20 protein-coding genes are annotated in these 25,032 nt (G+C 67.3%); 17 read left to right on the top strand and 3 right to left on the bottom strand.

The window, feature by feature from the left end:
• Positions 1 to 100 precede the first annotated feature (100 nt).
• The 11 genes from C4J65_RS10070 to C4J65_RS10020 all read left to right on the top strand — a co-directional run bounded on the left by C4J65_RS10070 (position 101) and on the right by C4J65_RS10020 (position 14,507).
• Positions 101 to 2,725, top strand: a complete 2,625-nt coding sequence (locus C4J65_RS10070) for a valine--tRNA ligase (protein ID WP_115742111.1) — start codon at positions 101 to 103, stop codon at positions 2,723 to 2,725.
• A 196-nt stretch (positions 2,726 to 2,921) separates the two neighbouring features.
• A complete protein-coding gene (locus C4J65_RS10065) occupies positions 2,922 to 4,445 on the top strand; it encodes a folylpolyglutamate synthase/dihydrofolate synthase family protein (protein WP_115742110.1) in 1,524 nt (507 codons plus the stop codon).
• Positions 4,446 to 4,451: 6 nt separating this feature from the next.
• Positions 4,452 to 4,808 carry a DUF4233 domain-containing protein gene (locus C4J65_RS10060; RefSeq protein WP_115742109.1) on the top strand — a complete coding sequence of 119 codons (357 nt, stop codon included), beginning with the start codon at positions 4,452 to 4,454 and terminating at the stop codon, positions 4,806 to 4,808.
• 121 nt (positions 4,809 to 4,929) lie between these two features.
• A complete protein-coding gene (gene ndk / locus C4J65_RS10055; protein WP_003976187.1) occupies positions 4,930 to 5,343 on the top strand; it encodes a nucleoside-diphosphate kinase in 414 nt (137 codons plus the stop codon).
• A gap of 319 nt (positions 5,344 to 5,662) precedes the next feature.
• A complete protein-coding gene (locus C4J65_RS10050) occupies positions 5,663 to 6,682 on the top strand; it encodes a rod shape-determining protein (protein ID WP_115742108.1) in 1,020 nt (339 codons plus the stop codon).
• Between the two features lie 182 nt (positions 6,683 to 6,864).
• Complete coding sequence (mreC, locus tag C4J65_RS10045; RefSeq protein ID WP_115742107.1) at positions 6,865 to 7,965, top strand: rod shape-determining protein MreC; 1,101 nt, start codon at positions 6,865 to 6,867, stop codon at positions 7,963 to 7,965.
• Between the two features lie 13 nt (positions 7,966 to 7,978).
• Entirely contained in the window at positions 7,979 to 8,650 is a 672-nt protein-coding gene (gene mreD, locus C4J65_RS10040; RefSeq protein WP_115742106.1) for a rod shape-determining protein MreD, read from the top strand.
• A 104-nt stretch (positions 8,651 to 8,754) separates the two neighbouring features.
• Entirely contained in the window at positions 8,755 to 11,064 is a 2,310-nt protein-coding gene (gene mrdA, locus C4J65_RS10035; protein WP_115742105.1) for a penicillin-binding protein 2, read from the top strand.
• Entirely contained in the window at positions 11,061 to 12,257 is a 1,197-nt protein-coding gene (gene rodA, locus C4J65_RS10030) for a rod shape-determining protein RodA (protein ID WP_115742104.1), read from the top strand. Before mrdA ends, rodA begins: the two co-directional genes overlap by 4 nt.
• A gap of 91 nt (positions 12,258 to 12,348) precedes the next feature.
• A complete protein-coding gene (locus C4J65_RS10025) occupies positions 12,349 to 14,298 on the top strand; it encodes a TIGR03960 family B12-binding radical SAM protein (RefSeq protein WP_162833113.1) in 1,950 nt (649 codons plus the stop codon).
• Between the two features lie 23 nt (positions 14,299 to 14,321).
• A complete protein-coding gene (locus C4J65_RS10020) occupies positions 14,322 to 14,507 on the top strand; it encodes a hypothetical protein (protein ID WP_115742102.1) in 186 nt (61 codons plus the stop codon).
• Positions 14,508 to 14,866: 359 nt separating this feature from the next.
• Here the strand turns inward: C4J65_RS10020 and C4J65_RS10015 are convergent, their stop codons facing one another.
• On the bottom strand, positions 14,867 to 17,497 hold the full coding sequence (locus C4J65_RS10015) for an NACHT domain-containing protein (RefSeq protein ID WP_162833112.1): 2,631 nt from the start codon (positions 17,495 to 17,497) through the stop codon (positions 14,867 to 14,869).
• Positions 17,498 to 17,963: 466 nt separating this feature from the next.
• Between C4J65_RS10015 and C4J65_RS10010 the strand changes: the two genes are divergently transcribed.
• Positions 17,964 to 18,878 carry an aminoglycoside phosphotransferase family protein gene (locus C4J65_RS10010; protein ID WP_115742100.1) on the top strand — a complete coding sequence of 305 codons (915 nt, stop codon included), beginning with the start codon at positions 17,964 to 17,966 and terminating at the stop codon, positions 18,876 to 18,878.
• Positions 18,879 to 18,882: 4 nt separating this feature from the next.
• On the opposite strand, the gene C4J65_RS10005 is transcribed toward C4J65_RS10010, so the two are convergent.
• On the bottom strand, positions 18,883 to 20,259 hold the full coding sequence (locus tag C4J65_RS10005) for a sporulation protein (protein WP_115742099.1): 1,377 nt from the start codon (positions 20,257 to 20,259) through the stop codon (positions 18,883 to 18,885).
• A 209-nt stretch (positions 20,260 to 20,468) separates the two neighbouring features.
• On the opposite strand from C4J65_RS10005, the gene C4J65_RS10000 reads away from it, so the two are divergent.
• A complete protein-coding gene (locus C4J65_RS10000; protein WP_115742098.1) occupies positions 20,469 to 21,035 on the top strand; it encodes an ATP-binding protein in 567 nt (188 codons plus the stop codon).
• 323 nt (positions 21,036 to 21,358) lie between these two features.
• Positions 21,359 to 21,658: a hypothetical protein gene (locus C4J65_RS09995; protein WP_115742097.1), complete on the top strand. Its 300-nt coding sequence runs from the start codon at positions 21,359 to 21,361 to the stop codon at positions 21,656 to 21,658.
• A gap of 410 nt (positions 21,659 to 22,068) precedes the next feature.
• Here C4J65_RS09995 and C4J65_RS09990 read toward each other — a convergent pair whose 3' ends face one another.
• Complete coding sequence (locus C4J65_RS09990) at positions 22,069 to 22,848, bottom strand: GntR family transcriptional regulator (RefSeq protein ID WP_115742096.1); 780 nt, start codon at positions 22,846 to 22,848, stop codon at positions 22,069 to 22,071.
• A gap of 165 nt (positions 22,849 to 23,013) precedes the next feature.
• On the opposite strand from C4J65_RS09990, the gene C4J65_RS09985 reads away from it, so the two are divergent.
• From C4J65_RS09985 to C4J65_RS09975, 3 genes are read left to right on the top strand one after another with little or no spacing between them, the layout of a single operon-like run.
• Positions 23,014 to 23,364, top strand: coding sequence for a hypothetical protein (locus C4J65_RS09985; protein ID WP_115742095.1), 351 nt, complete (start codon positions 23,014 to 23,016; stop codon positions 23,362 to 23,364).
• Positions 23,364 to 24,665, top strand: a complete 1,302-nt coding sequence (locus C4J65_RS09980) for an FtsK/SpoIIIE domain-containing protein (protein ID WP_115742094.1) — start codon at positions 23,364 to 23,366, stop codon at positions 24,663 to 24,665. Before C4J65_RS09985 ends, C4J65_RS09980 begins: the two co-directional genes overlap by 1 nt.
• On the top strand, positions 24,662 to 24,859 hold the full coding sequence (locus C4J65_RS09975) for a hypothetical protein (RefSeq protein WP_011029322.1): 198 nt from the start codon (positions 24,662 to 24,664) through the stop codon (positions 24,857 to 24,859). The genes C4J65_RS09980 and C4J65_RS09975 overlap by 4 nt, the downstream gene beginning before the upstream one ends.
• The last annotated feature ends 173 nt before the right edge of the window (positions 24,860 to 25,032 follow it).

Raw genomic sequence — 25,032 nt, 5'->3', positions numbered from 1 at the left:
CATCCTGACTCAGACCTGGCGTGCGCAGGTCACCGGGTCCCGCACCGTTACAGAAGAAACGCGTTTCGGGACAGCCTCGTGACGCCCGTAAACTGACCCCGTGACCGAGAACTCTCAGCAGCCGCAGCCCGCACCCAGCACCGAACTGCCGACCCAGTACACGCCGGCCGAGGTAGAGGGGCAGCTGTACGAGCGCTGGGTGGAACGGGGTTACTTCGAGGCCGACGCGAAGAGCGACAAGCCGCCGTACACCGTCGTCATCCCGCCGCCGAACGTCACGGGCAGCCTGCACCTCGGGCACGCCTTCGAGCACACGCTCATCGACGCCCTGACCCGCCGCAAGCGCATGCAGGGCTTCGAGACGCTGTGGCAGCCCGGCATGGACCACGCCGGCATCGCCACCCAGAACGTCGTCGAGCGCGAGCTGGGCAAGGAGGGCAAGTCCCGGCACGACCTCGGCCGGGAGGCCTTCGTCGAGCGCGTCTGGCAGTGGAAGAGCGAGTCCGGCGGGCAGATTTCCGGCCAGATGCGCCGCCTCGGCGATGCCGTCGCCTGGTCGCGCGAGCGCTTCACGATGGACGAGGGCCTGTCCCAGGCCGTCCAGACCATCTTCAAGCGGCTCTACGACGACGAGCTGATCTACCGCGCCGAGCGCATCATCAACTGGTGCCCGCGCTGCCTGACCGCGATCTCCGACATCGAGGTCGAGTACCAGGACGACGACGGCGAGCTGGTCTCCATGAAGTACGGGGACGGCGACGAGACCATCGTCGTCGCCACCACCCGCGCGGAGACGATGCTCGGCGACACCGCCGTCGCCGTCCACCCCGACGACGAGCGCTACAAGCACCTGGTCGGCAAGCTCATCAAGCTGCCGCTGACCGACCGCTCCATCCCGGTCGTCGCCGACGAGCACGTCGACCCCGAGTTCGGCACCGGCGCCGTCAAGGTGACGCCCGCCCACGACCCGAACGACTTCGAGATCGGCCAGCGGCACGGCCTGCCCGCCATCGCCGTGATGGACGAGCACGCCGTCATCACCGCCCACGGCCCCTTCCAGGGCCAGGACCGGCTCGAGGCCCGCTCCGCCATCGTCGCCGCGCTCCGCGCCGAGGGCCGGATCGTCGCCGAGAAGCGGCCCTACGTCCACAGCGTCGGCCACTGTTCGCGCTGCAAGACCACCATCGAGCCGCGCCTGTCCATGCAGTGGTGGGTCAAGGTCGGCCCGCTGGCGAAGGCCGCCGGTGACGCGGTCCGCGACGGCAAGGTCAAGATCCACCCGCAGGAGATGGAGAAGCGGTACTTCGACTGGGTCGACAACCTCCACGACTGGTGCATCTCGCGCCAGCTGTGGTGGGGCCACCGCATCCCCGTCTGGTACGGCCCCGAGGGCCAGGTCGTCTGCGTCGGCCCCGGCGAGGAGCCGCCCAGCGGCGAGGGCTGGTACCAGGACTCCGACGTCCTGGACACCTGGTTCTCCTCCGGCCTGTGGCCCTTCTCCACCCTCGGCTGGCCCGAGCGGACCGAGTCGCTCGCGAAGTTCTACCCGAACTCCGTCCTGGTCACCGGCTACGACATCCTCTTCTTCTGGGTCGCCCGGATGATGATGTTCGGCCTCTACGCGATGGACGGCACCCCGCCGTTCCACACCATCGCGCTGCACGGCATGGTCCGTGACCAGAACGGCAAGAAGATGTCCAAGTCCTTCGGGAACGTGGTGAACCCGCTGGACTGGATGGACAAGTACGGCTCCGACGCCTTGCGCTTCACCCTCGCGCGCGGCGCCAACCCGGGCGTCGACGTCCCGATCGGCGAGGACTGGGTCCAGGGCTCCCGCAACTTCGCCAACAAGATCTGGAACGCCACCCGCTTCGCGCTGATGAACGGCGCGACCGTCGAGGGCCCGCTGCCGGACGCGTCGAAGATGTCCTCGACCGACCGCTGGATCCTGTCCCGCCTGAACTCGGTCGTCGCCGAGGTCGACGCGTACTACGAGGACTACCAGTTCGCGAAGCTCTCCGACGCCCTGTTCCACTTCGCCTGGGACGAGGTCTTCGACTGGTACGTCGAGCTGTCCAAGACCACCTTCCAGGCGGGCGGCGAGGCCGCCGAGGTCTCCAAGCGGGTCCTGGGCGAGGTCCTGGACGTGACGCTGCGGCTGCTGCACCCGGTCGTCCCCTTCGTCACGGAGACACTGTGGACCACCCTCACCGGTGGTGAGTCGGTCGTGATCGCCGAGTGGCCGTCCGACTCGGGCTTCCGGGACGCGGCCGCCGAGCGGGAGATCGAGACCGTCCAGTCCGTCATCACCGAGGTCCGCCGCTTCCGGGCCGACCAGGGGCTCCAGCCCGGTCAGCGGGTGCCGGCCCGGCTGACCCTCGCGGGCAGCGCGCTCGCGGCCCACGAGGCGGCCGTCCGGCAGCTGCTGCGGCTCCAGCCGGAGGGCGACGCCTTCACGGCGACGGCCACGCTGCCGGTCGCGGGCGTCGAGGTGGCCCTCGACCTCTCCGGGGTCATCGACTTCGCCGCCGAGCGCAAGCGGCTGGCGAAGGACCTCGCCGCGGCGGAGAAGGAGAAGGCCCAGGCGAACGCCAAGCTCGGCAACGAGGCGTTCCTCGCCAAGGCCCCGGACCACGTCGTGGACAAGATCCGCGGCCGCCTGACCAAGGCGGACGAGGACATCGCCCGCATCACCGCCCAGCTGGAGAAGCTGCCGGAGGCGTAGTCGCCGAGACGTGAACGAAGGCTCCCGGTGCCGTTGCGGGCACCGGGAGCCTGCACGTCCTCAGGGGCGCGGGGCTGTATCGATGTGCGGCTCCGCCGCGTGGGCGCGTCCGGCCACGACGGCGCCGCACTCGCCACCGCCCCAGCGGCACGACTGCCCGCAGCTACGGCGGCACGGGGTACGTAGACTGGTCCCCGTGAGTGACATCCCCGGCCAGAACGACCAGCCCGACCCCTCCGACCCCCTCGACTCCTTCGACGAGATCATCGACGCGGAGACCACCCGCGACCCCGACCTCGCCGTCATCGAGGCCGGCAGCCGCACCCTGCGCACCCAGGGCGGCCCCCCGGAGGCCGACGTCCCCGGGCGGCCGGAGGACCCCGAGGTGGACGCGGCCCTGCGCGCCGTCGAGACGGAGCTGGCCACCCGCTGGGGCGAGACCAAGCTGGAGCCGTCCGTCGCCAGGATCGCCGCGCTGATGGACGTACTGGGCGAGCCGCAGCGCTCGTACCCCTCCATCCACATCACCGGGACCAACGGCAAGACCTCCACCGCCCGCATGATCGAGGCCCTGCTCGGCGCCTTCGAGCTGCGCACCGGGCGGTACACCTCGCCGCACGTGCAGTCCATCACCGAGCGGATCAGCCTGGACGGGGCGCCGATCTCCGCCGAGCGGTTCGTCGAGACCTACGACGACATCAGGCCGTACGTCGAGATGGTCGACGCGCGGCAGGAGTACCGGCTGTCCTTCTTCGAGGTGCTGACCGGCATGGCGTACGCCGCCTTCGCCGACGCGCCCGTGGACGTCGCCGTCGTCGAGGTCGGGATGGGCGGCTCCTGGGACGCCACCAACGTCATCGACGGGGACGTCGCCGTCGTCACCCCCATCGACCTGGACCACACCGACCGGCTGGGCGAGACGCCCGGCGAGATCGCGACCGAGAAGGCCGGGATCATCAAGCAGGACGCCACCGTGATCCTGGCCCAGCAGCCGGTGGACGCGGCGCAGGTCATGCTGAAGAAGGCCGTGGACGTCAACGCCACCGTGGCCCGGGAGGGGCTGGAGTTCGGCGTCGTCTCCCGCGAGGTCGCCGTCGGCGGGCAGCTGGTCACCCTGCGCGGGCTCGGCGGCGAGTACACCGAGGTCTACCTGCCGCTGCACGGCGCCCACCAGGCGCACAACGCGGCGGTCGCGCTGTCCGCCGTCGAGGCGTTCTTCGGCGTCGGCGCGCAGCGCCCCGAGCCGCTGGACGTCGACACCGTGCGCAAGGCCTTCGCCTCCGTCGCCTCGCCCGGGCGGATGGAGGTGGTGCGGCGTTCGCCGACCGTGGTGCTCGATGCCGCGCACAACCCGGCCGGGGCCCGGGTCACCGCCGAGGCGGTGGGGGAGGCCTTCCAGTTCAGCCGCCTCATCGGGGTGGTCGGTGCCAGCGGCGACAAGAACGTACGGGGACTCCTCGAAGCCTTCGAGCCGGTCTTCGCCGAGGTCGTCGTCACCCAGAACTCCAGCCACCGCGCGATGGACGCCGACGAGCTGGCCGCGATCGCCGTCGAGGTCTTCGGCGACGACCGCGTCCAGGTCGAGCCGCGACTGCCGGACGCCCTGGAGGCCGCGATCACGCTGGCCGAGGAGGAGGGCGAGTTCGCGGGCGGCGGTGTGCTCGTCACCGGTTCCGTCATCACCGTCGGCGAGGCCCGACTGCTCCTGAGGAGGGGCTGAGAAACCGTGCGTACGCTCTGTGCTTCGACGCTGATCGGCGAGTTCTTCGTGATCGGCTTCGCCGGACTGGTCGCCATGAAGGACCCGGACCTGTCCGTGGGGACGGTGTGGACGGTCAGCGGCATCGCGATGGTCCTCAGCGTGCTGCTGTGCGGGGTCATCACCCGGCCCGGCGGGATCGCCCTCGGCTGGGCGCTGCAGATCGCGCTGATCGCCTCCGGCTTCGTGGTGCCGACCATGTTCTTCCTCGGCGCGATCTTCGCCGCCCTCTGGTGGGCCTCCGTGCACTACGGGCGGAAGATCGACGAGGCGAAGGCGAGGTTCGCCGCCCAGGCCGAGGCCTCCGCGCCCGACCCCGCCTGAGCGGGACGCGGCCGACGGGTCCGGTATGCCTGACGCTGCGTGACGAACGCCGCGACACGCCCGGTAACCTCAGTCTTCACCCGCACGACCGCACATCTCGAACATCTTCAAGGGAGCCCTCGTGACCCAGCGCAGCCTCGTCCTCCTCAAGCCCGACGCCGTCCGTCGTGGCCTGACCGGCGAGATCATCAGCCGTATCGAGCGCAAGGCCGGCTGGCAGATCACCGCGCTGGAACTGCGCACCCTGGACACCGAGACGCTGGAGCAGCACTACGGCGAGCACAAGGGCAAGCCGTTCTACGAGCCGCTGGTCGAGTTCATGGCGTCCGGGCCGGTCGTCGCGATGGTCGTCGAGGGCGAGCGGGTCATCGAGGGCGTGCGCGCGCTGGCCGGTCCGACCGACCCGATCGCCGCCGCCCCGGGCTCCATCCGCGGGGACTACGGTGTGATCGTCCGCGAGAACCTGATCCACGCCTCCGACTCCGAGGAGTCCGCCGAGCGCGAGCTGAAGATCTTCTTCCCGGGCCGGGTCTGATCCTTCTTCGGGACACGCCGGGAGTGTCTTTTTTCTGACGCCATGTCAGCCGAATGGACCGGGCGGCGCCGGGGCGGTCGCGCAAAAGCGACCGCCCTGTGGCATATGCGCGCCTGTTCGGGGGAACGGATCCCACCGTTGGCCCGTCTCCACAAGCGAGGCGGTGCGCCATCTGCTGACAATGGCGAAGACCCTCGCGCAGTGTTCGCGAAAGCGCGTCTACGATGGAAGCCTCCACGCGTCACTGCACCCACTTCGCCTACCTGAAAAGCCCTCAAAAGCTCCTGGGAAGGCCAGTCGAATCCTGATGGGGAACTCAATGTCGTTCATCGGCCGTGACATGGCTGTCGACCTCGGGACCGCCAACACGCTGGTGTACGTCAGGGGTCGCGGGATCGTACTCAACGAGCCGTCCGTCGTCGCGATCAACACCAACACCGGTGGCATCCTCGCGGTCGGCGCCGAAGCGAAGAAGATGATCGGGCGCACGCCCGGCAACATCGTTGCCGTGCGCCCGCTGAAGGACGGCGTCATCGCCGACTTCGAGATCACCGAGCGGATGCTCCGCTACTTCATCCTGAAGATCCACAAGCGGCGGTATCTGGCTCGTCCGCGGGTCGTCGTCTGTGTGCCCTCGGGCATCACCGGCGTCGAGCGCCGCGCCGTCATCGAGGCGTCGTCCCAGGCCGGCGCCCGTCAGGTGCACATCATCGAGGAGCCCATGGCCGCGGCCATCGGCTCCGGCCTGCCGGTCCACGAGGCCACGGGCAACATGGTGGTGGACATCGGCGGCGGCACCACGGAGGTCGCGGTCATCTCGCTCGGCGGCATCGTCACCGCCCAGTCCATCCGCGTCGCGGGTGACGAGCTGGACAACGCGATCATCCAGCACGTGAAGAAGGAGTACAGCCTTCTGCTGGGTGAGCGCACGGCCGAACAGATCAAGATCACGGTCGGTTCGGCGTACGACCTCGACTCCGACGAGCACACCGAAATCCGCGGCCGGGACCTCGTCTCCGGGCTGCCCAAGACCGTCGTCATCTCCGCCGCCGAAGTGCGCAAGGCGATCGAGGAGCCGGTCAACGCCATCGTCGACGCCGTCAAGACGACCCTCGACAAGTGTCCGCCGGAGCTGTCCGGCGACATCATGGACCGGGGCATCGTCCTGACCGGCGGCGGCGCGCTGCTGCGCGGGCTCGACGAACGGCTGCGCCGGGAGACCGGAATGCCGATCCACATCGCCGAGGACCCGCTCGACAGCGTGGCGCTCGGCAGCGGCAAGTGCGTCGAGGAGTTCGAGGCGCTCCAGCAGGTGCTGGACGCCTCGCCCCGCAGATGACGTAACACTTCGGTTCCGCCGTACGAGACGATCTCCTCTCGTGCGGCGGATCGTTGATATAGAGGGTTCCGGTACCTGATGTGCGCGAAGCGCCCGACGTACCGAATCAGCTCAATTCCTGAACACCGCCACGTACATTCCGAGATTCCCGAATTTCGACGAGGAAGGCACGGCCGCCGCACGTGAGGGACACGAAAGAGAGCCGGCTGCTCCTGGTGCTGCTGATCGCCATCGCGTTCGCACTGATCACGGTGGACATCCGCGGCGGGGAGGACTCACCGGTCGACGGTGCCCGCCAGGCCGCGGCCAACGTCTTCGGCCCGATCGAGAACGGGGTCTCCTCCGCGGTCGACCCCGTCGGCAACGCGGTCTCCGCGATCCGCGACTCCGGCGACCGGCACGACCGGCTCGCCCAGCTGGAGACGGAGAACGCCGCCCTCAAGGCGAAGCTCGGCAGCGACGAGCGCGGCCGCAGCCGGCTGAAGCAGTTCGACAAGATGCTCGGACTCGCCGGCGCCGGGCAGTACGGCATCAAGGGCGCCCAGGTCATCGCCATAGGAGCGGCCCAGGGCTTCTCCTGGACCATCACCATCGACGCGGGCGCCAACGACGGCGTGCGGCGCGACATGACCGTCCTCAACGGAGACGGCCTCGTCGGACGCGTGACCACCGTCGGTCCGAACACCGCCACCGTGCTGCTCGCCAACGACCCGGACTTCACCGTCGGCACCCGGATGGAGTCCGGCGACGAACTCGGCTTCGCCTCCGGCCAGGGCAGCCGCCCCCTGCGCGTCGAACTCCTCAACGGCAAGGCCGACGTCAAGAAGGGCGACCGCCTCGTCACCTTCGGCTCCCAGGCCGACAAGCCCTTCGTGCCGGGCGTGCCCGTCGGCACCATCACCCGCGTCGACCCCAACGGCGGCGACCTGACCCGCATCCTAGACGTCACGCCGTTCGTCAGCTTCACCAAGCTCGACATCGTCGGCGTCGTCGTCCAGGCACCGTCGAAGGACCCGCGCGACACGGTGCTCCCGGAGAAGAAGCAGCCGAAGCCCACGCCGACCGTGACGGTCACCGTCACCCCCGGGGCCGACCCCGAGGGCCAGGCCCGGAACGACGAGGCCGGGCAGAACGACGAGGCCGGGCAGAACGACGCGACCGGGCAGAACGATGCGACCGGCCAGAACGACCAGACAGAGCAGCAGAACGACGCGACCGGGCAGAACGATGCGACCGGCCAGAACGACCAGACAGAGCAGCAGAACGAGCAGCCCGAGCCGTAGGAGCCATCACCCCATGCGCGTCAACCGGATCCTGCTGTCCGTCGCCCTCGTCGTCGTCGCCCTGGTGATCCAGGTGAGCGTCCTCGCCCGCCTCCACCTGCCCGGCGCCGTCCCCGACCTGCTGCTGCTCACCGTCCTCGGCCTCGCCCTGGTCTACGGCCACGTCGGCGGCGCCCTGGTCGGCTTCGGCGCCGGACTCCTCGCCGACCTCGCCCCGCCCGCCGACCACGCCGCCGGCCGCTACGCCCTCGTGCTCTGCGTCATCGGCTACCTCGCCGGACTCGCCAGGCCGGACAACGGACGGCTCCGCTCGGCCACCGGCCCCATGGTCGTCGTGGTCGCCGCCGCCATCGGGACCACCCTGCTCTACGCGGGCGTCGGCGCCCTCGTCGGCGACACCGCCGCCCGCCACGTCGGCCTGCCCAGCCTGCTGTTCACGGCCGCCCTGTACGACCTGCTGCTCGCGCCCTTCGTCGTCCCCGGCATCATGGCGCTCGCCCGACGCGCCGAACACGACCCGCTGGCCGACACCAACTCCGCCGCCCAGAGCCCCGACATCTCCTCCGGCTGGCTCTCCTCAGGCACCGGCCTGCGCATCGGCAGACAACGCAACGCGCTGCGGGTGAAGACGGCCCGCGTCCGCGCGGCCCGCGCCGGACGCATCAAGGGGGTCAAGCGGCTGTGACGGCACGCCAGCACACCAGTACCCACGTCGTCAGGGGGAGGCGGCAGCAGTGACCACCTCCCACCCGTCGCCCACCACCACCCTCAACCGGATGGGCTGCGCCCATGACTAACATCCCGGAGACCGGCCGCAGCACCCGCGTCCAGACCCGGCTCGTCGTCATCCAGATCCTCGTCGTCTCCCTCCTCGCCACCCTCGGCGGCCGCCTCTGGTACCTCCAGATCCGCCAGGGCGACGAGTACGCCGCCGAAGCCTCCGGCAACCACGTCCAGCAAGTCGTCCAGCCCGCCACCCGCGGCTCCATCCTGGACGCCCGCGGCGTCGCCCTCGCCGACAACGAGACCCGCCTCGTCGTCTCCGCCTCGCGCACCGAACTGCTGAAGATGAGGGACGACGGCAAGGCCGTCCTCACCAAGCTCGCCGGGGTCCTCGGCATGAAGCCCCAGGACGTCATCGACAAGGTCCGGCTCTGCGACGCCGAAACCCCCCAGCCCTGCTGGAACGGCTCGCCCTACCAGCCGATCCCCGTCACCGACGAGGCCACCGTCAAGCAGGCCCTGCAGATCCGCGAGCGCGCCGAGGACTTCCCCGGCATCACCGCCGAACCCATGGCCGTACGCCGCTACGCCGCCCCCGGCAAGTCCAACACCGCCCAGGTCCTCGGCTACCTCTCGCCGGTCACCGACGAGGAACTGCAGAAGGCCCAGGACACCGACTCGCCCTACCTGCGCTCCGACCAGGTCGGCCGCTCCGGCATCGAGCGGCAGTACGACAAGGCGCTGCGAGGCAAGGCCGGCGTCACCCGCTACGAGGTAGACAACCTCGGCCGCGTCATCGGCGAGGCCGAGTCCGACCCGGGCACCCCCGGCTCCAACCTCGTCACCAGCATCGACGCCCGCGTCCAGCGGGTCGCCGAGTACGAGCTGAACGAGGCGATGAAGGCCGCCCGCAAGGAGATGGACCGCAACACCAACCGGACCTACGAGGCCGACGCCGGAGCGGTCGTGGTGATGGAGGCCAAGACCGGCCGTGTCGTCGCCATGGCCTCCAACCCCGACTACGACCCCAACGCCTGGGTCGGCGGCATCTCCGCCAAGGACTACAAGAAGCTCACCGGCAAGGACTCCAACTACCCGCTGCTCAACCGCGCCACCCAGGGCCAGGCGGCCCCCGGCTCCATCTTCAAGGTGGTCTCCTCGGCCGGCGCGGTGGAGGCCGGCTACGACTTCGACGGCAACTACGACTGCTCCAGCGCCTACAACGTCGGCGGCCAGGTCTTCAAGAACTTCGAGTCGGCCAACGAGGGCATGATCACCATCGGCCGCGCCCTGGAACTCTCCTGCGACACCGTCTTCTACCGCCTGTCCCACCAGGAGTGGAAGAAGGACGGCGGGATGAACCCCAAGAAGCCCAACGACTACTTCTACAAGGCCGCCCACCAGTTCGGCCTCGGCGCCAAGACCGGCATCGACCTCCCCAACGAGGTCACCGGCCGCGTCCCCGACCGCCAGTGGAAGCAGGACTACTGGGAGGCCAACAAGGACGCCTGGTGCAAGTCCGGCAAGAAGGACGGCTCCTACGTCGAGAAGATCGCGTACGAGAACTGCCACAGCGGCAACAAGATGCGCGCCGGTGACTCCATCAACTACTCCATCGGCCAGGGCGACACCCTCGTCACCCCCATCCAGATGGCCACCATCTACGCGGCCATCTCCAACGGCGGCACCCTCTACGACCCCAGCATCGGCAAGGCCGTCGTCAGCCCCGACGGCAAGACCGTCCGCGAGATCGAGCCCACGGCCCACGGCAAGCTGCCCATAAGCAAGACCACGCTGGCCAAGATGGACGAGGCCCTCGCCGGCGTCGCCAGCCGCGGCACCGCCGCCTGGCGGTTCGCCCAGGTCGGCTGGCCGCAGGACAAGATCCCGATGCACGCCAAGACCGGTACCGCCGAGGTCTACGGCAAGCAGACCACGTCCTGGTTCGCGACGTACACCAAGGACTACTCGATCGTCATGACGATCTCCCAGGGCGGCACCGGCTCCGGCGCCTCGGGACCCGCCGTCCGCAACATCTACGACGCGCTGTACGGCGTCTCCGACGACGGCGACATCGACCCGAAGAAGGCCCTGCTGCCCAAGCCGCAGGCGAGCCTCCCGAAGATCAAGACGGACGGGACGATCCTCTCCCCGAAGATGCCCAAGGACGTCGTCAAGGAGCTCCAGCCCGACGAGAAGGCCTCCCCGGACGAGGAGTACGCCCCCGTCGAGGAGGGCGACCAGCCCGCGACCACCCCCAACCAGAACGGGGAGAACCGCGACACCCGCCGCCAGCGACGGCGCGGCGGCGCACGCGGCGCCGGGCGCGGCGCCCGGCCGGGCGGCAGGGGAAGAAGCCGGAGGGCACGCGGATGACCGGCAACAGCTTCCACGTCTCCGGCTACGGCCCCGACAAGGGCGGCTGGACCCGCCTCTTCGCCCGGGACTCCATGGCCCGGCGGCTCGACTGGCCGATACTGCTGGCCGCCGTAGGGCTCTCCCTGATGGGCTCGCTGCTCGTCTACTCCGCGACCCGCAACCGCACCGAACTCAACCAGGGCGACCAGTACTACTTCCTCACCCGGCACCTCCTGAACACCGGCATCGGCCTCGCCCTGATGGTCGCCACCGTCTGGCTCGGCCACCGCGCCCTGCGCACCGCCGTGCCGCTCCTGTACGGCTTCTCGGTGTTCCTGATCCTCCTGGTGCTCACCCCGCTCGGCTCGACCATCAACGGCGCCCACTCCTGGATCAAGCTCCCCGGCGGCTTCTCGCTGCAGCCCTCGGAGTTCGTGAAGATCACCATCATCCTGGGCATGGCGATGCTGCTGGCCGCCCGCGTCGACGCCGGGGACCGGCCCCACCCCGACCACCGCACCGTGCTCCAGGCCCTCGGCCTGGCCACCGTGCCGATGCTCATCGTGATGCTCATGCCCGACCTCGGGTCGGTCATGGTCATGGTCATCATCGTGCTCGGCATCCTGCTCGCCTCCGGCGCCAGCAACCGCTGGATCTTCGGACTGCTCGGCGCCGGCACCGCCGGGGCGCTCGCCGTGTGGCAGCTCGGCATCCTGGACGACTACCAGATCGCCCGCTTCGCCGCCTTCGCCAACCCCGCCCTCGACCCCGCGGGCGTCGGCTACAACACCAACCAGGCCCGCATCGCCATCGGCTCCGGCGGACTCACCGGCTCCGGCCTCTTCGAGGGCTCCCAGACCACCGGCCGCTTCGTCCCCGAGCAGCAGACCGACTTCGTCTTCACCGTCGCCGGCGAGGAACTGGGCTTCCTCGGCGCCGGACTCATCATCGCCCTGCTCGGCGTGGTCCTCTGGCGCGCCTGCCGCATCGCCCGCGGCACCCCCGACCTGTACGGCACGGTGGTCGCCGCCGGGATCGTCGCGTGGTTCGCCTTCCAGACCTTCGAGAACGTCGGCATGACGCTCGGCATCATGCCGGTCACCGGCCTGCCCCTGCCCTTCGTCTCCTACGGCGGCTCCTCCATGTTCGCCGTGTGGATAGCGGTCGGCCTGCTCCAGTCGATCACCGTGCAGAGACCGATGTCGGCGTAGACCGGCACCCGGGGGGTGAGCGGTAAGGGGGACCGGTCCGGCCGGGTTAGGCTGGATGGTCCCCCTTGTCAGCACACGAAGGTCCCGTGAGATGCCTGCCGAAGCCTCCCCGGCCGCCGAGTCCGTGTTTCCGCAGCTCGAAGCGCTGCTCCCGCATGTGCAGAAGCCGATCCAGTACGTCGGCGGAGAGCTCAACTCCACGGTCAAGGACTGGGAATCCTGCGACGTCCGCTGGGCCCTGATGTACCCCGACGCCTACGAGGTCGGCCTGCCCAACCAGGGCGTCATGATCCTCTACGAGGTGCTCAACGAGCAGCAGGGCGTCCTCGCCGAGCGCACCTACAGCGTGTGGCCGGACCTCGAGGAGCTGATGCGGGAGCACTCCGTCCCGCAGTTCACCGTCGACAGCCACCGCCCGGTCGGCGCCTTCGACGTCTTCGGCCTCTCCTTCTCCACGGAGCTGGGCTACACCAACATGCTCACCGCCCTCGACCTGGCGGGCATCCCGCTGGAGGCGGCGGACCGCGGCATCGACGACCCGATCGTCCTGGCCGGCGGCCACGCCGCCTTCAACCCCGAGCCGATCGCGGACTTCATCGACTGCGCGGTCATCGGCGACGGCGAACAGGCCGTCCTGGAAGTCACCGCGATCATCCGCGCCTGGAAGGCCGAGGGCCGCCCCGGCGGCCGCGAGGAACTCCTCCTCCGCCTGTCGAAGACCGGCGGCGTCTACGTCCCCGCCTTCTACGACGTCGAGTACCTCCCCGACGGCCGCATCGCCCGCGTCGTCCCCAACCGCTCCGGCGTCCCGTGGCGGGTCAGCAAGCACACCGTCATGGACCTCGACGAGTGGCCCTACCCCAAGCAGCCCCTCGTCCCGCTCGCCGAGACCGTCCACGAGCGCATGTCCGTGGAGATCTTCCGCGGCTGCACCCGCGGCTGCCGCTTCTGCCAGGCCGGCATGATCACCCGCCCGGTGCGCGAGCGCTCCATCACCGGCATCGGCGAGATGGTCGACAAGGGCCTGAAGGCCACCGGCTTCGAAGAGGTCGGGCTCCTCTCCCTCTCCTCCGCCGACCACACGGAGATCGCCGACGTCGCCAAGGGCCTCGCCGACCGGTACGAGGAGGACAAGATCGGCCTGTCCCTCCCCTCCACCCGCGTCGACGCCTTCAACATCGACCTGGCCAACGAGCTGACCCGCAACGGCCGCCGCTCCGGCCTCACCTTCGCCCCCGAGGGCGGCTCCGAGCGCATCCGCAAGGTCATCAACAAGATGGTCTCGGAGGACGACCTCATCCGCACCGTCGCGACGGCCTACGGCAACGGCTGGCGCCAGGTGAAGCTGTACTTCATGTGCGGCCTGCCCACCGAGACCGACGACGACGTCCTCCAGATCGCCGACATGGCCACCCGCGTCATCGCCAAGGGCCGCGAGGTCTCCGGCTCCGGCGACATCCGCTGCACGGTCTCCATCGGCGGCTTCGTCCCCAAGCCCCACACCCCCTTCCAGTGGGCCCCGCAGCTCTCCGCCGAGGAGACCGACGCCCGCCTCCAGAAGCTCCGCGACAAGATCCGCGGCGACAAGAAGTACGGCCGCTCCATCGGCTTCCGCTACCACGACGGCAAGCCCGGCATCGTCGAGGGCCTCCTCTCCCGCGGCGACCGCCGCCTCGGCGCCGTCATCCGCGCCGTCTACGACGACGGCGGCCGCTTCGACGGCTGGCGCGAGCACTTCTCCTACGACCGCTGGATGGCCTGCGCCGACAAGGCCCTGGAGCCGACCGGCGTCGACGTCGACTGGTACACCACCCGCGAGCGCGGCTACGAGGAGGTCCTCCCCTGGGACCACCTCGACTCCGGCCTCGACAAGGAGTGGCTCTGGGAAGACTGGCAGGACGCCCTCGACGAGACCGAGGTCGACGACTGCCGCTGGACCCCGTGCTTCGACTGCGGGGTGTGCCCCCAGTTCGACACATGGCCACAAACGGGCCCGACGGGCAAGAAGCTGCTGCCGCTGACGGTCAAGAAGTCCGGCTGACCAGCAAAAACGCGGGACCTGGGATGAGCGAGCCGCTTCACCGCATCGCTGACACTGTGGCTGACATCACAGAGTCGGATGCGGTGGCGGTGCTGACCGCGCTCGGCTTGCAGAAGGATCGGCGGCAGCCGGCGAAGAAGGCGCTGAGAACGCCACTGCCGCCGCTTGGTGCGCCTTCGGACGTATCGCTGGACGTGGAGTGGGTGTGAGGCCGGAGAGGGGCCTGCGGTGCCCTGACAGCAAGATCATTTGGTCCGGGCGCTGTCCGCAGGACGGGGAGACTGACCGGCTGAAGGTGATGACGTTCCTCACCACTCTCTGACGAGGCCAGTGAGTGGTGAGAACGCTCTAGATGCGCCCCAGAGCCGCGGGACCCGCTGCGCTCTCATCGTCGTCGGTGGATCACCTGGAAAGCTGTCAGAGGCTAGCCCCCATGGGCCGCAGGCCCAGAGGTTTGGCGATGCATTGATGTATGGAGCGGTTCACACGCGAGCCCCTCGATGTCCCTGATCTTCAATTTGCTACGGGCTGCCAACGCCTGTTACCCGAAGGTTGGGAATTGGCGGCCTTAATGGGGTTCGGGAATGAAGGTGGTGTCACCCCGGCACCATTCCGCGTACCACGCGGGCAGCTCTTTTTGCTGAGAATCGCGTCGAAGTTCGTGAGACGTAAAAGGGGTCGGCTCTCCCGCTGGGCTTTTCTGTCCGACACCGTAAAGACGCGTAGCGGTAACGCGCTCGAACCAGGACTTTCCATAGGAAAAGTCAACGAGATCATGAAAGGGGTGATAGCTGGGCGCATAGATCTCGTAGAGAGCCAAGCAGGACCAGACCAGGAACTGCATAACGATTGGGTCGGCGGCCTTTTCTTGCACTTGCTCGGTCGACAGGTCGAAATGTCCGGAGGTGACAGCTTCGTATAGGTCGCTGTAGAACCTGTCAGTGTAAGGAGTGCGCTGAACAGGCCTCATGACGTCAGTGGCGAACCGCTTGACAATTTCTCCCGCGTCCTCGATGTCGTCATACCAGAGTAGCTCTTCCAGATCCCTAAGGAGGGGACCCACCATAAGCTCACCGAAAGCTTGGAAACCCAACAGCCAACTGCGCTCTCTTCCGTCGAGAGATGAAGCAGTCCTAAGTTTATTCCTAAGGAGATAGGCCATGAGTGGGGGGTCGTAGCTGCCGCCTTCCTGCAAGTTGGCAGCCAACTGATAAGCCTCGTCGTCCCATTGTGGGTCAAACATCGTCGTTTCACTGCGCCAATAGAAGCGCGCCCATCGACGCAGCACTCGCACAGCCTCAACGTCATTCGTTCGAACCTTGCTGATCATCCTGTTGCGAGGATCTCTTGATAGTTCGAATAGCCCTAGGGAGGTGCTGTAGGTATCCTCGGGTTGAGCTCTTTCCCAGTACGAGAGCAGCGCATCGAAAATAGCATCGGTAGAATGAGGGGGAAGAGGGGCCGAATTCATGATTCTAAGACAAAGAGCGAGATACTTTGCCTCATGTTGCCGCCCGAGGCTACGAGACTTTTCCATCAGACCAGCCACGATCTCTTTGGCCCCGCCGTCGTACTTGTCATCTGCACATTGGAAGATGACGTCAGCAAGCACGGAACTGGTATCAAGTTCGTAGGCTTTGGCCACCTCTTGCGCGATCTCTTCGATGGAGCGAGAGCGCCTTACGATAGCTTCTGCGGCGAAATACTCCATGAACGTTCGATGAGTGAAGCCGAAGAGTCGTTGGTCAGAGCTATCGGTGCCTTGATAGGACAGGAGCCATGCCCTGTCCGCGCAGAAATCAAGGAAATCTTGAGCCCGAGATCGGGCATCATCTTCCTCTACGGAGGCCGTGTCAGTAAAGAATTGAGAGATTAGCTTTCGAAGCTGTCGTTCTTGTACACCCGCTTGTGCAGCCTGACTCTTGTAGAAGAACAGAGCCAGTTCTTGCATCAATCGAGTTCCATATTGACGGTGGTCAACCGGTTGCTCAATGTGACGCATGGCATCCCACCGCTGGAACAGTAGGTCTGCGCATGACTCGTAGACGGTTCGCCGGTTGCGCGGAATGTATCCTCGCGCTCGGTATAGAACGCATAGCAGAGACAGCATGAGTGGGTTTGTTCTTACGTCGGGAACGTTTTCAGTCTCCCGGAGGAATGCCTCTCGTTCCTGCTCGCTGCGTTCTGTGACAGAGAACCACTTGTGCGTGTACTCGACTACTTGAGCGTCTGAAAAATCATCGAGTTCGTACAGCGCGAATTCTTTAGGGCTGAGGCGTGCTTTGCTATACCCCACCCGCCGTGCCGTAACAAGGACAGGGATTAGTGGGTAGCGATTAGCGAACGCCTCCACAGTCCTCACGAAGTTCTGCCTTCGCGCTATGTTGATGATCTCATCGACGCCATCAAAGATGACAAAGGTCCGACCCAGGGTTGCGAGATCGTTGATCACCTCTGACTGAATATCAAGTTGAAGGCTCTCGCGCAAAGAGCGAACGATGTGATCCAGGATGAAAGCGTTGCCCTCTGTGTTGGGAACGTCTTTACACGAGATTACGATAGGTGCGTAAGTGCTCGCAGAATCGTCTGCCACGGAGAGTCGATGCACGAGGTGTTGAGTCATCGTGCTCTTGCCTACGCCGGGATTTCCAATCACAACGCATCGAGGTCTAGTGACTGGAGACGCTAGGAAATCATCATTGCGGGAGCCTTCGACGTTTTGAGCGCGCAGGCTCCTTGCTACATACAGATCGGCTCGATCAAATCGAAAGTCTTCGGCGGCGTGGCTAAGAGTGTGTGAAAGGTTGAGCTCGGAATAGCGCCGTTCTGATGCTGCCCGAATATCGGAAATTGCTTCCCTGGATTTGCGATACCGGTCGGGGTTCCCAAGGATATCCACTACATCGCGGAAAGCGATATTAGGGGGCCGTAGCGTTCCGGAAAGTTGCGGCGCGGAACCTACGTAGGCAGTAACCCGCTCCACCTCTGCTCCGCTGAGCAGCGAGGTGAGTTCATGCAGTGGGAAAAATTCCTCCGTGTACGCGACTAGCAACTGCCAAATGTTATCAGCGAGGTTTGCCCAGTTGTACCCATGCTCTTCGCAAAACTCTTCCGCCTGAATGGAGAAGGACTCCATATAGTCATGAGACAGTTCCGATAGGAACTTTTCATCCTTCATTCCAATTCGGGCGATGAACATGAATTGGCAGAGTGTCACGGACTCAGGTCGCATGACGAATTCGCTGATTTGGGCGACCTGGTCCTGAGTTAGTACTGTGAGTGCTTCTCCTGCGGTGCCCTTTAGGATCAGACCACCGCGTTCGTCAGTCTCCTCATCCCAATCAGGTCGCTCGGGAGGCGCCCCCGTAACTGGTGCTGAGCTTCGCGTCATCACGGCTGCGGCGACTCTTCCGAATGCGCCAATCACAGCAGGTTCCACAGGCCCTCCGTCCCTGGTCGGAACCTCACATCTTGCCAGTTACTCTCCAGTCGTAGCAGGTCTTGCTGAGAACTGGCCTCCCAAGCCTCTCCGCTACTGCGACAGAGTCTCGTTGTGTCGGGAGCTTGTTGGGTACGGTCTCTACCGTGTCCGGTGCACACCGGGGTTGGTCGCCCGTGGGCGTGCGCTGGTTGATCGCGCGCGACTAGGGGAGCTGGGTACGGGCATGGCGGTTGACGCTGCTCGATCGGATGAGGGGTTCACCTCGGCGACGGCTACGCGGGTGATGGTCGCCGCGTGCCGGGCTGCTGGGCTCGACGGCAACGGAGCGGAGTTGATCCGGCTCGGAGAGAACGCGTTGTTCCGGCTGGTTTCCGTGCCGGTGATTGTGCGTGTTGCCAGGGGACGCGAGTGGCTGTCCACCGCGCGTAAGGAGGTGGCTGTTTCCCGGTGGCTGGTAGGGGAGGGGTTCTCCGCGGCGCGCATCGTGGAGGATCTTGAACAACCCTTGTTGATCGATGGCTATCCGGTGACCTTCTGGCACCAGATCGTCGAGGGTGGTCGCAAGCCTGACTACGGGGAACTGGGTGCGGTGTTGCGTGACCTCCACACGCTCACGATCCCAGCTGGTCTTGAGCTGCCTCGGTTCCAGCCGTTCGACAAGCAGGAACTCCGGATCGACCGCGCGCAGATTCCGGAGGATGACCGGTCGTTCCTGCGGAAGCGGTGGCGTGAGCTTCAAGATCGCTACGCGGAGCTGCGGTTCGAGACGGCCAGAGGACCGGTGCACGGAGATGCCCATGTGCAGAACCTCATGGTGGACGACCGTGGGCAGGTGATCCTGATCGACTTCGAGGCGTTCTGCTACGACCATCCCGAGTGGGATCTGATGGTCACGGCCGTTGAGCATCACAGCCTGGGGTGGCAGAGCGACGAGCAGTACGCCGACTTCGTGAGTGCGTATGGGCGGGACCTGTACGACTGGCCCGGTTACGAGACGCTGCGCGGTCTTCAAGAGTTCGGCATGACGACGTGGCTCATGCAGAACATCCGGGAGAACGAGAGGGCGGCTGCCGAGTACTGCCGGCGCATTGCGGCGCTTCGTGACGACGCTGCTCCGCGGGACTGGCTTCCTTGGTAGGGGGCTACTCGTCGTCGTCCAGGCGAGCCAGTGCATCGCGTACCTGGTCGTTGAAGGCGGCCACCACGGGGTTGCCCACGTGTGCGCTGACCTCGGTCTGGAAGTCGGTGACGTAGCGCTGGAAGCGGTTTGACTGGAGGCTGTCGCCGCCGTCCACGGCCAGGCTGGCTGTCTGGACGGCGGCTTCGAGATCGCCGTTGAGTAGCTGGCTCTGGGCGAGCACCATGCGGCAGAACCCTAGTGTGCGCGCGTACTTCGGGTCGGTGCTGTCCACGGCTCGTTGTGCCTGCGCGACGGCTTCGCGGCGCATCTTGAGGTCGCGGAAGCAGTGGCAGAGTTCGCCCATGAGTTCCGCTGAGTCGAAGTAGCCCAGCCAAGCCGGGTCTTCTCCGGTGTCTGCGCGCTCGAAGTGGCGTTCCGCTTCGTTCATGGCGCGTCCGGCGGCGATTCGGTCGCCTGCGTTCGACAGGGCGCGCGCTTCCATGGCGGCGTAGTTCGCCATGGCACGTGGGGTGGCTCTGCCCTTGGCTCCCTCGACGGCGGCTCGGGCCAGTTGGATGGCCTGGGTGTGGTGGCCGAGGTAGTTGGCCTGGTGGCTGAGGTTGCCGAGGATGCGGGCGCCGAACATGCGGTCGTCGATGACCTGGGACAGGCGCAATGTGGAGGTCAGGTAGCGGTGGGCGAGTCGGTGGTTGCCGGTGTCGTAGGCGGTCCATGCGAGGAGCTGGGACACTTCGGCGGCTGCGCCGTAGAGCGCGGTGCCTACCTTTTGGCTGTAGCTCGCGCTGAGCAGGGGGAGGACTTCGTGCCGGAAGTAGTGGCGTAAGGCGCGGTGGCCGTGGCCGCCTCCGTATTTGAAGTCGAGCTGCATGAACATGTCCGCTGCGTCTCGGATTGCCCGGACGTCGCGCATGCCGATTCGCTGGTGTGCCGGCCTGTCGGCCTGGATGCCGTCGGGCCTGCTGATCATCCACGACAGGACGGTGGAACTCAGGTCCGTGTCGGCGATGATCAGACCTCCATTGTCCGGTGTGTCTTCGGCGCGTTCCTGGGCTAGTCCGTCAAGCATGGATAGCGCGTCGGGGACAGTGCTCGGGTAACCGACAGGGGTCGGGGTGGGTTGCTTCGCGTGATCGAAGAATCCGAGATCGCCGGGCGTGACGCGACGGTTCAGCTTGGCACTGAGGACATCGGCCATGATCGCTGCCGTCTGAGGCTGGATGCCTGCGCCGTCGCGCCAACGCTGGACGGCGACGTGAGTGGTTCCCAGGGGCACGCCGCGTTGTGTTGCGGCGTCCTTCATTCGTTTCGCAAGCCCTTTGTTCGAGACCTGCGCTTCGTTCATGACGGCGATCAGTTGCGCGTTCGGCTCTCGGCTCATGCTCCCCTGCCAACCCGAGAAATGACGGCGAGTGTTCATCGTGTCACAACGTGAGGGGTTGGGGGGTTCATTGGTGAACCCCGCAGGCTTTGCCGGTGTTCATCTGAACCCCCCGGTGGACACTCCCGGTCAGACGCCCGTCGCCGTGTACTGGCTTCCGCGTAGCAGGTGGTCCGGGAAGGGGCCGTCGAAGCTGACAAGGGGACGTCATGGACGCGAGGAAAACGCGGCAGCGCGAGCACGTGGGTGCGGAGATCGAGGCGTTCGCCCATTGGTTCGCGAAGCCTGATCTCTCCGCAGGGCACTTCTTGACGGTGACCCTCTTTGCGGAGGCAGCCGACTCGGCTCGCGTGGCGCGAGACATGACGGCCGTGTTCCTGCGGGGCGCAGGTGCGGATGCCATGGTGGACGACGCTCGGTTGATCGTCTCGGAGCTGGTCGGCAACGTGGTGAATCACGTGGTGCCGGAACCTGCTCTGGCTCAGCCTGGCGGGTCCCGTCGCATGGACGTGAGCTTCAAGCTGTGGCCGAAGTGGCTCTTCATCGGGGTCACGGATGAGGACTCGACGCCGCCGCTCCTCCCTGTGGGAGATGTCTTCTCGCCTGGGCTGATGGGTGAGCTGTCAGAGGCAGTGCTGCCCGACAACGGTCGAGGTCTGCTGATCGTTCAGCGGCTGGCGTCCGCTGTCTGGTGGACGCCGGGAGAGGGCGGTGGCAAGACGGTGTGGTGCCGCATGGATGTGGCGCCAGGAGCAGAGGCCGGCTCGCCTCGTTGATCTCCGGGCCGTTGCCTTCCGAACACTCCTTCGCGATCAGGAGCGGAGCGACGGCCCGGACACCGGCCGGAGTCTGACCTCTCCGGCCCACGGGGCGCGGTCCCTTGCGAACTGTCTACCGGGTTCCCCACCCGGCCAAGGGGCCGCGCTTCACAACCTCATACCGAGACCGGACCACCCCCGCGCCTGGCAGCAACCGGGGTGGTCCGGGAGGGGACACAGCGTTCCCCGGTGCCCGATGGTACCGGGGTCGCTGTGCTGTCTACACGCCCCGGGCCACGAAGAGTTGACGATCCGTCGGTTAAGCGGATGGGAGTGGCCAAGTGACTGGCGCGGGTGAGGATTGGCTTCGTGACGGCCTCGACGACATCGCGGACGCGGAGTCGGGTCTGTGGGTGCGTGGGGTCGATTACGTCGGGGGCTGGCGGTCGGCGCGTGAGTCTGCGGATCGGCTGAATCGTGCGCTCTTGGGCGCGGGCTTCGAGTTGTCCGCGGTGCGGGCCGTGGCGTCGGCGGACGAGACGGGGCACGGTGTGGTGCGCCTGGTGGGCTGGCCGGAGACGGCGGACCAGCTCGCCGTGCTCCTGGAGGCGCTGGCTGACCGCGACGGCGGTGCGCGGTGATGGGCGCCGTGGCGGGTGAACGGTGCGGGTGGGCACGTCGTCGGGTGGAGAGACTTTGGGCGGGAGCTGCCATGGGGCGAGTGAACAGGGGGCCTTACGCTCGCCCGGCGAATCGGGCAGGCACTGGTCCTGCCCGCGTTTGTGCCCGATGGGCCCCCTGTTCTTCGAGGCTCGCCCCATGGTGGCTGCCTAAAGTCTCGGAGCCCGGCGACCCCCAGCCGACCACGCCCCAGCCTCCGGTGGGCGGGCGTCGCCTCGACTCCTCGGCCGTGCTGCGGTGTGGGGCGTCGGGCGACCGGACGGGACCGGCGGTCACGCCGCACGCCCGGCCGGGGCGGCCGGGCGCCCCGGCGCGCCGCAGGCGCGCCCTTGAGGAAGTGAAGGTGGTTTCGACCGATCATCGTTACCGGTCAGGTCTGGCGGCGTCGGGTGGGCTGCTTGTCGGCGGTGATCCGGTAGGTGGCTTCGGCGCGGTCGGCTCCGATGCGGAGTTCTTCGAGGATCAGCGGGCGGTCGTCGGTGCCGTGCGTGATGCGGGACAGGTGCAGGATTGGGGTCGCGTCCGGGAGCTGGAGCGTGGCGCGCTCGTCGGGCACCGGCATGCGGGCGCGCACCGTCTCCGACCACCACAGCTTGTGCCCGGCCTTGGCGAGTGCCGCGTATGCCGCTGTCGGCTGCTGGCCTGGCTCCTCGGCGAGTGCCGGCACGTTCTCGGCGACCTCGAAGGGGATCAGCGTCCGGTGCATCGCCCGGGTGCCCGTGGCGGCGTCGGACAGGAGCCGGTCACAGCCGAACAGCTCCTCTTCCTCGCCCAGACCGAGGAGCTGCCCGGTCGCCTTCGTCGTGCGGGTGCGGTGCACGCTCGGTTCCTCGGCCTCGTCCCAGACGTCGCCGCCGGGCATGACGAACTTTCCGCCGGGGGCGTGCTGGATGCGGCAGTCAAGGGCGAGTGTGGGGTGTCCGTCGGAGCGTACGAAGCTGCCCTTGCCGTGCCGGACATCGACCAGACCTTCCGCGCGCAGTGCTGCGATGGCGTTGCGGACGGTGGGGCGGGAGACCTGGTAGCGGGCCATGAGCTGGGCTTCGGACGGCAGCAGGGACTCGGGGGCGAACTCGCCCGACAGGATCGCTTCCCGGATGGCGGCGGCCACCTGTTGGTAGAGGGCTCCGGGGCGCTGGATCTCCGTCATCTCGGCATCTCCGGTCTGGTGTCGTAGGCACGTCGCACGCGCGACATCAGTCGTCAGCATAAGTACTTGCACTCTCGCCGTACAGAACTCCATAGTCATAACTCGTAAGGACAAGTGACGTCCGTATAGGTCGGGCGTTCTCGACGGCCAGGGAGGCCACAGAACATGCAGTCCATTCCCGTGGACACGACGCGGCTCGGCGTACTGCGCTGCGCCATCGCGCCGGAAGCAAAGCTCAGCAACCCCGAGACACAGGAGGTGAAGAAGGACCGGGACGGCAACCCGGTCTACACCGTCGCCGTGACCGTGCGGCAGGACCGGCGGCGGATCTCCGTCATCGAGATCGCCGTGAGCGGCGAACCGAAGGGCATCCAGGAGGGCCAGATCGTCAAGGTCACCGGCCTGACCGCGTTCGCCTGGGCGATGGGAGACCGGCACGGCATCAGCTTCCGTGCCGAAGCCATCACCCCCATCTCCGGTACGGCGACGGCGCACGGCAAGGGCGGTGACGCCTGATGGGACCCCTCCTCCTCGCCTTCGCCCTCGCCGTGGTGGCGTGGCTGCTGGTCGTCGGTGACCTGGTGCGCCGGCATCGTCCGGCCTGGCACTGGTACCTCACCGGATACCCGGCGGCGGCCTGGCGGGTGGTGTTCACCTGGCGGCGGGTCGCTCTGCTCAACGACCTCGCCGTATCCCGGCTTCCGGCCCGGACGCTGGTCGGGCATCTGCTGGTCAAGGGCGACCCGGTGCGGCCGGTGGCTCCGCGGATCTCCTTCCCGCGCGCCACCCGCATGGGTCTGAGCGTGGTGGTGCGGCTGCACGCGGGCCAGACCCCGGCCACCTACATGCAGGCGGCTGACGCCCTGGTCCACGCCTGGAAGGTACACGCGGTCCGGGTGACCTCGCCGGAACGCGGCCTCGTGCTGCTGACCGCCACCGCCACCGACCCGCTGGAGCGGCCCGGCTTAGCCAGCGCACCGGCCGAACTGCTCTCCGCCCTCATCGGCGCGCTGGAGACGGGCGGGGCGTGGGTGATGAACCTGCGCCTGGTCCCGCACTGGCTCATCGCCGGGGCCACCCGCTCCGGCAAGTCCACCCTCCTCGCCCGGCTCATCACCCAACTCGCACCCCAACCCGTCGCCCTGGTCGGCATCGACTGCAAGGGCGGCATGGAACTCGGCCTCTTCACCGAACGGCTCAGCGCCCTCGCTACATGCAGGCGCGAAGCAGTCGCCGTGCTCACGGCCCTCGTGGTCGACATGCAGGACCGCATGAACGCCTGCCGCACGGCCGGGGTCCGCTCGATCTGGGAGTTGCCGGACAAGCTCCGTCCGGTGCCGGTCGTGGTCCTGGTCGACGAGATCGCGGAGCTGTACCTGGCCGACGGCACCCGCCAGAGCAAGGCGGAAGCAGAGCAGTGCTCCACGCTCCTGCTGCGGCTGGCGCAGCTCGGCGCCGCGCTCGGCCTGCACCTGGTGGTTGCCGGCCAACGCGTCGGCTCCGACCTCGGCCCCGGCGTCACCGCCCTGCGCGCCCAGCTCGGCGGCCGGATCTGCCACCGCGTCAACGACCCCGGCACCGCGGAAATGACCCTCGGCGACCTCAACAAGGACGCCGTAACCGTCGCACAGGCCATCACGGCCCAGGAACGCGGCGTGGCCGTGTGCACCGGACCTGACGGCGGCTGGGCCCGTGCCCGCTCCCACCTCACCCCCACCGATGAGGCCGTGACCACGGCCCGCAAGTACTCCGGCATGACCCCCGAACTCCCCGCCATCGACCGCGCCCTGGTGGCGCTGGAAGGAGACGGCAAGTGATCAGCGAAGGTACGGCATTCGGCTTCGCGGTGGTCTTCGGGATCATCACCGTCCTCCTCGTCCGCTCCCGCGACGTACGGGGCTGGGAAGCGGTCTGCGTCGGCCTCTTCGGCCTCTACCTCGGACAGACCCCCGTCCTGTTCACCATCCATGGCCTCGTCACCTGGGTCATCAGCGGCTTCTCCCACACCTGAGAGACAAGGACCCCATCGCATGACCATGCGCCGCGTGAGGTGCCCCCATTGCAAGGGCGACGGAGCCCGCAAGACCTGGACCGGACGACTGCGCCGCTGCCGCGTCTGCCGGGGCACCGGAACCATCCGCTGACTAACGAACCCTCACGACTTACCACCCGAGCAGGAGTGAT

It is taken from the genome of Streptomyces sp. CB09001 (assembly GCF_003369795.1).
Lineage (GTDB): Bacteria > Actinomycetota > Actinomycetes > Streptomycetales > Streptomycetaceae > Streptomyces.
Note: the sequence above shows the minus strand (reverse complement) of the source record. Positions and strands in the feature narration are given on the sequence as shown.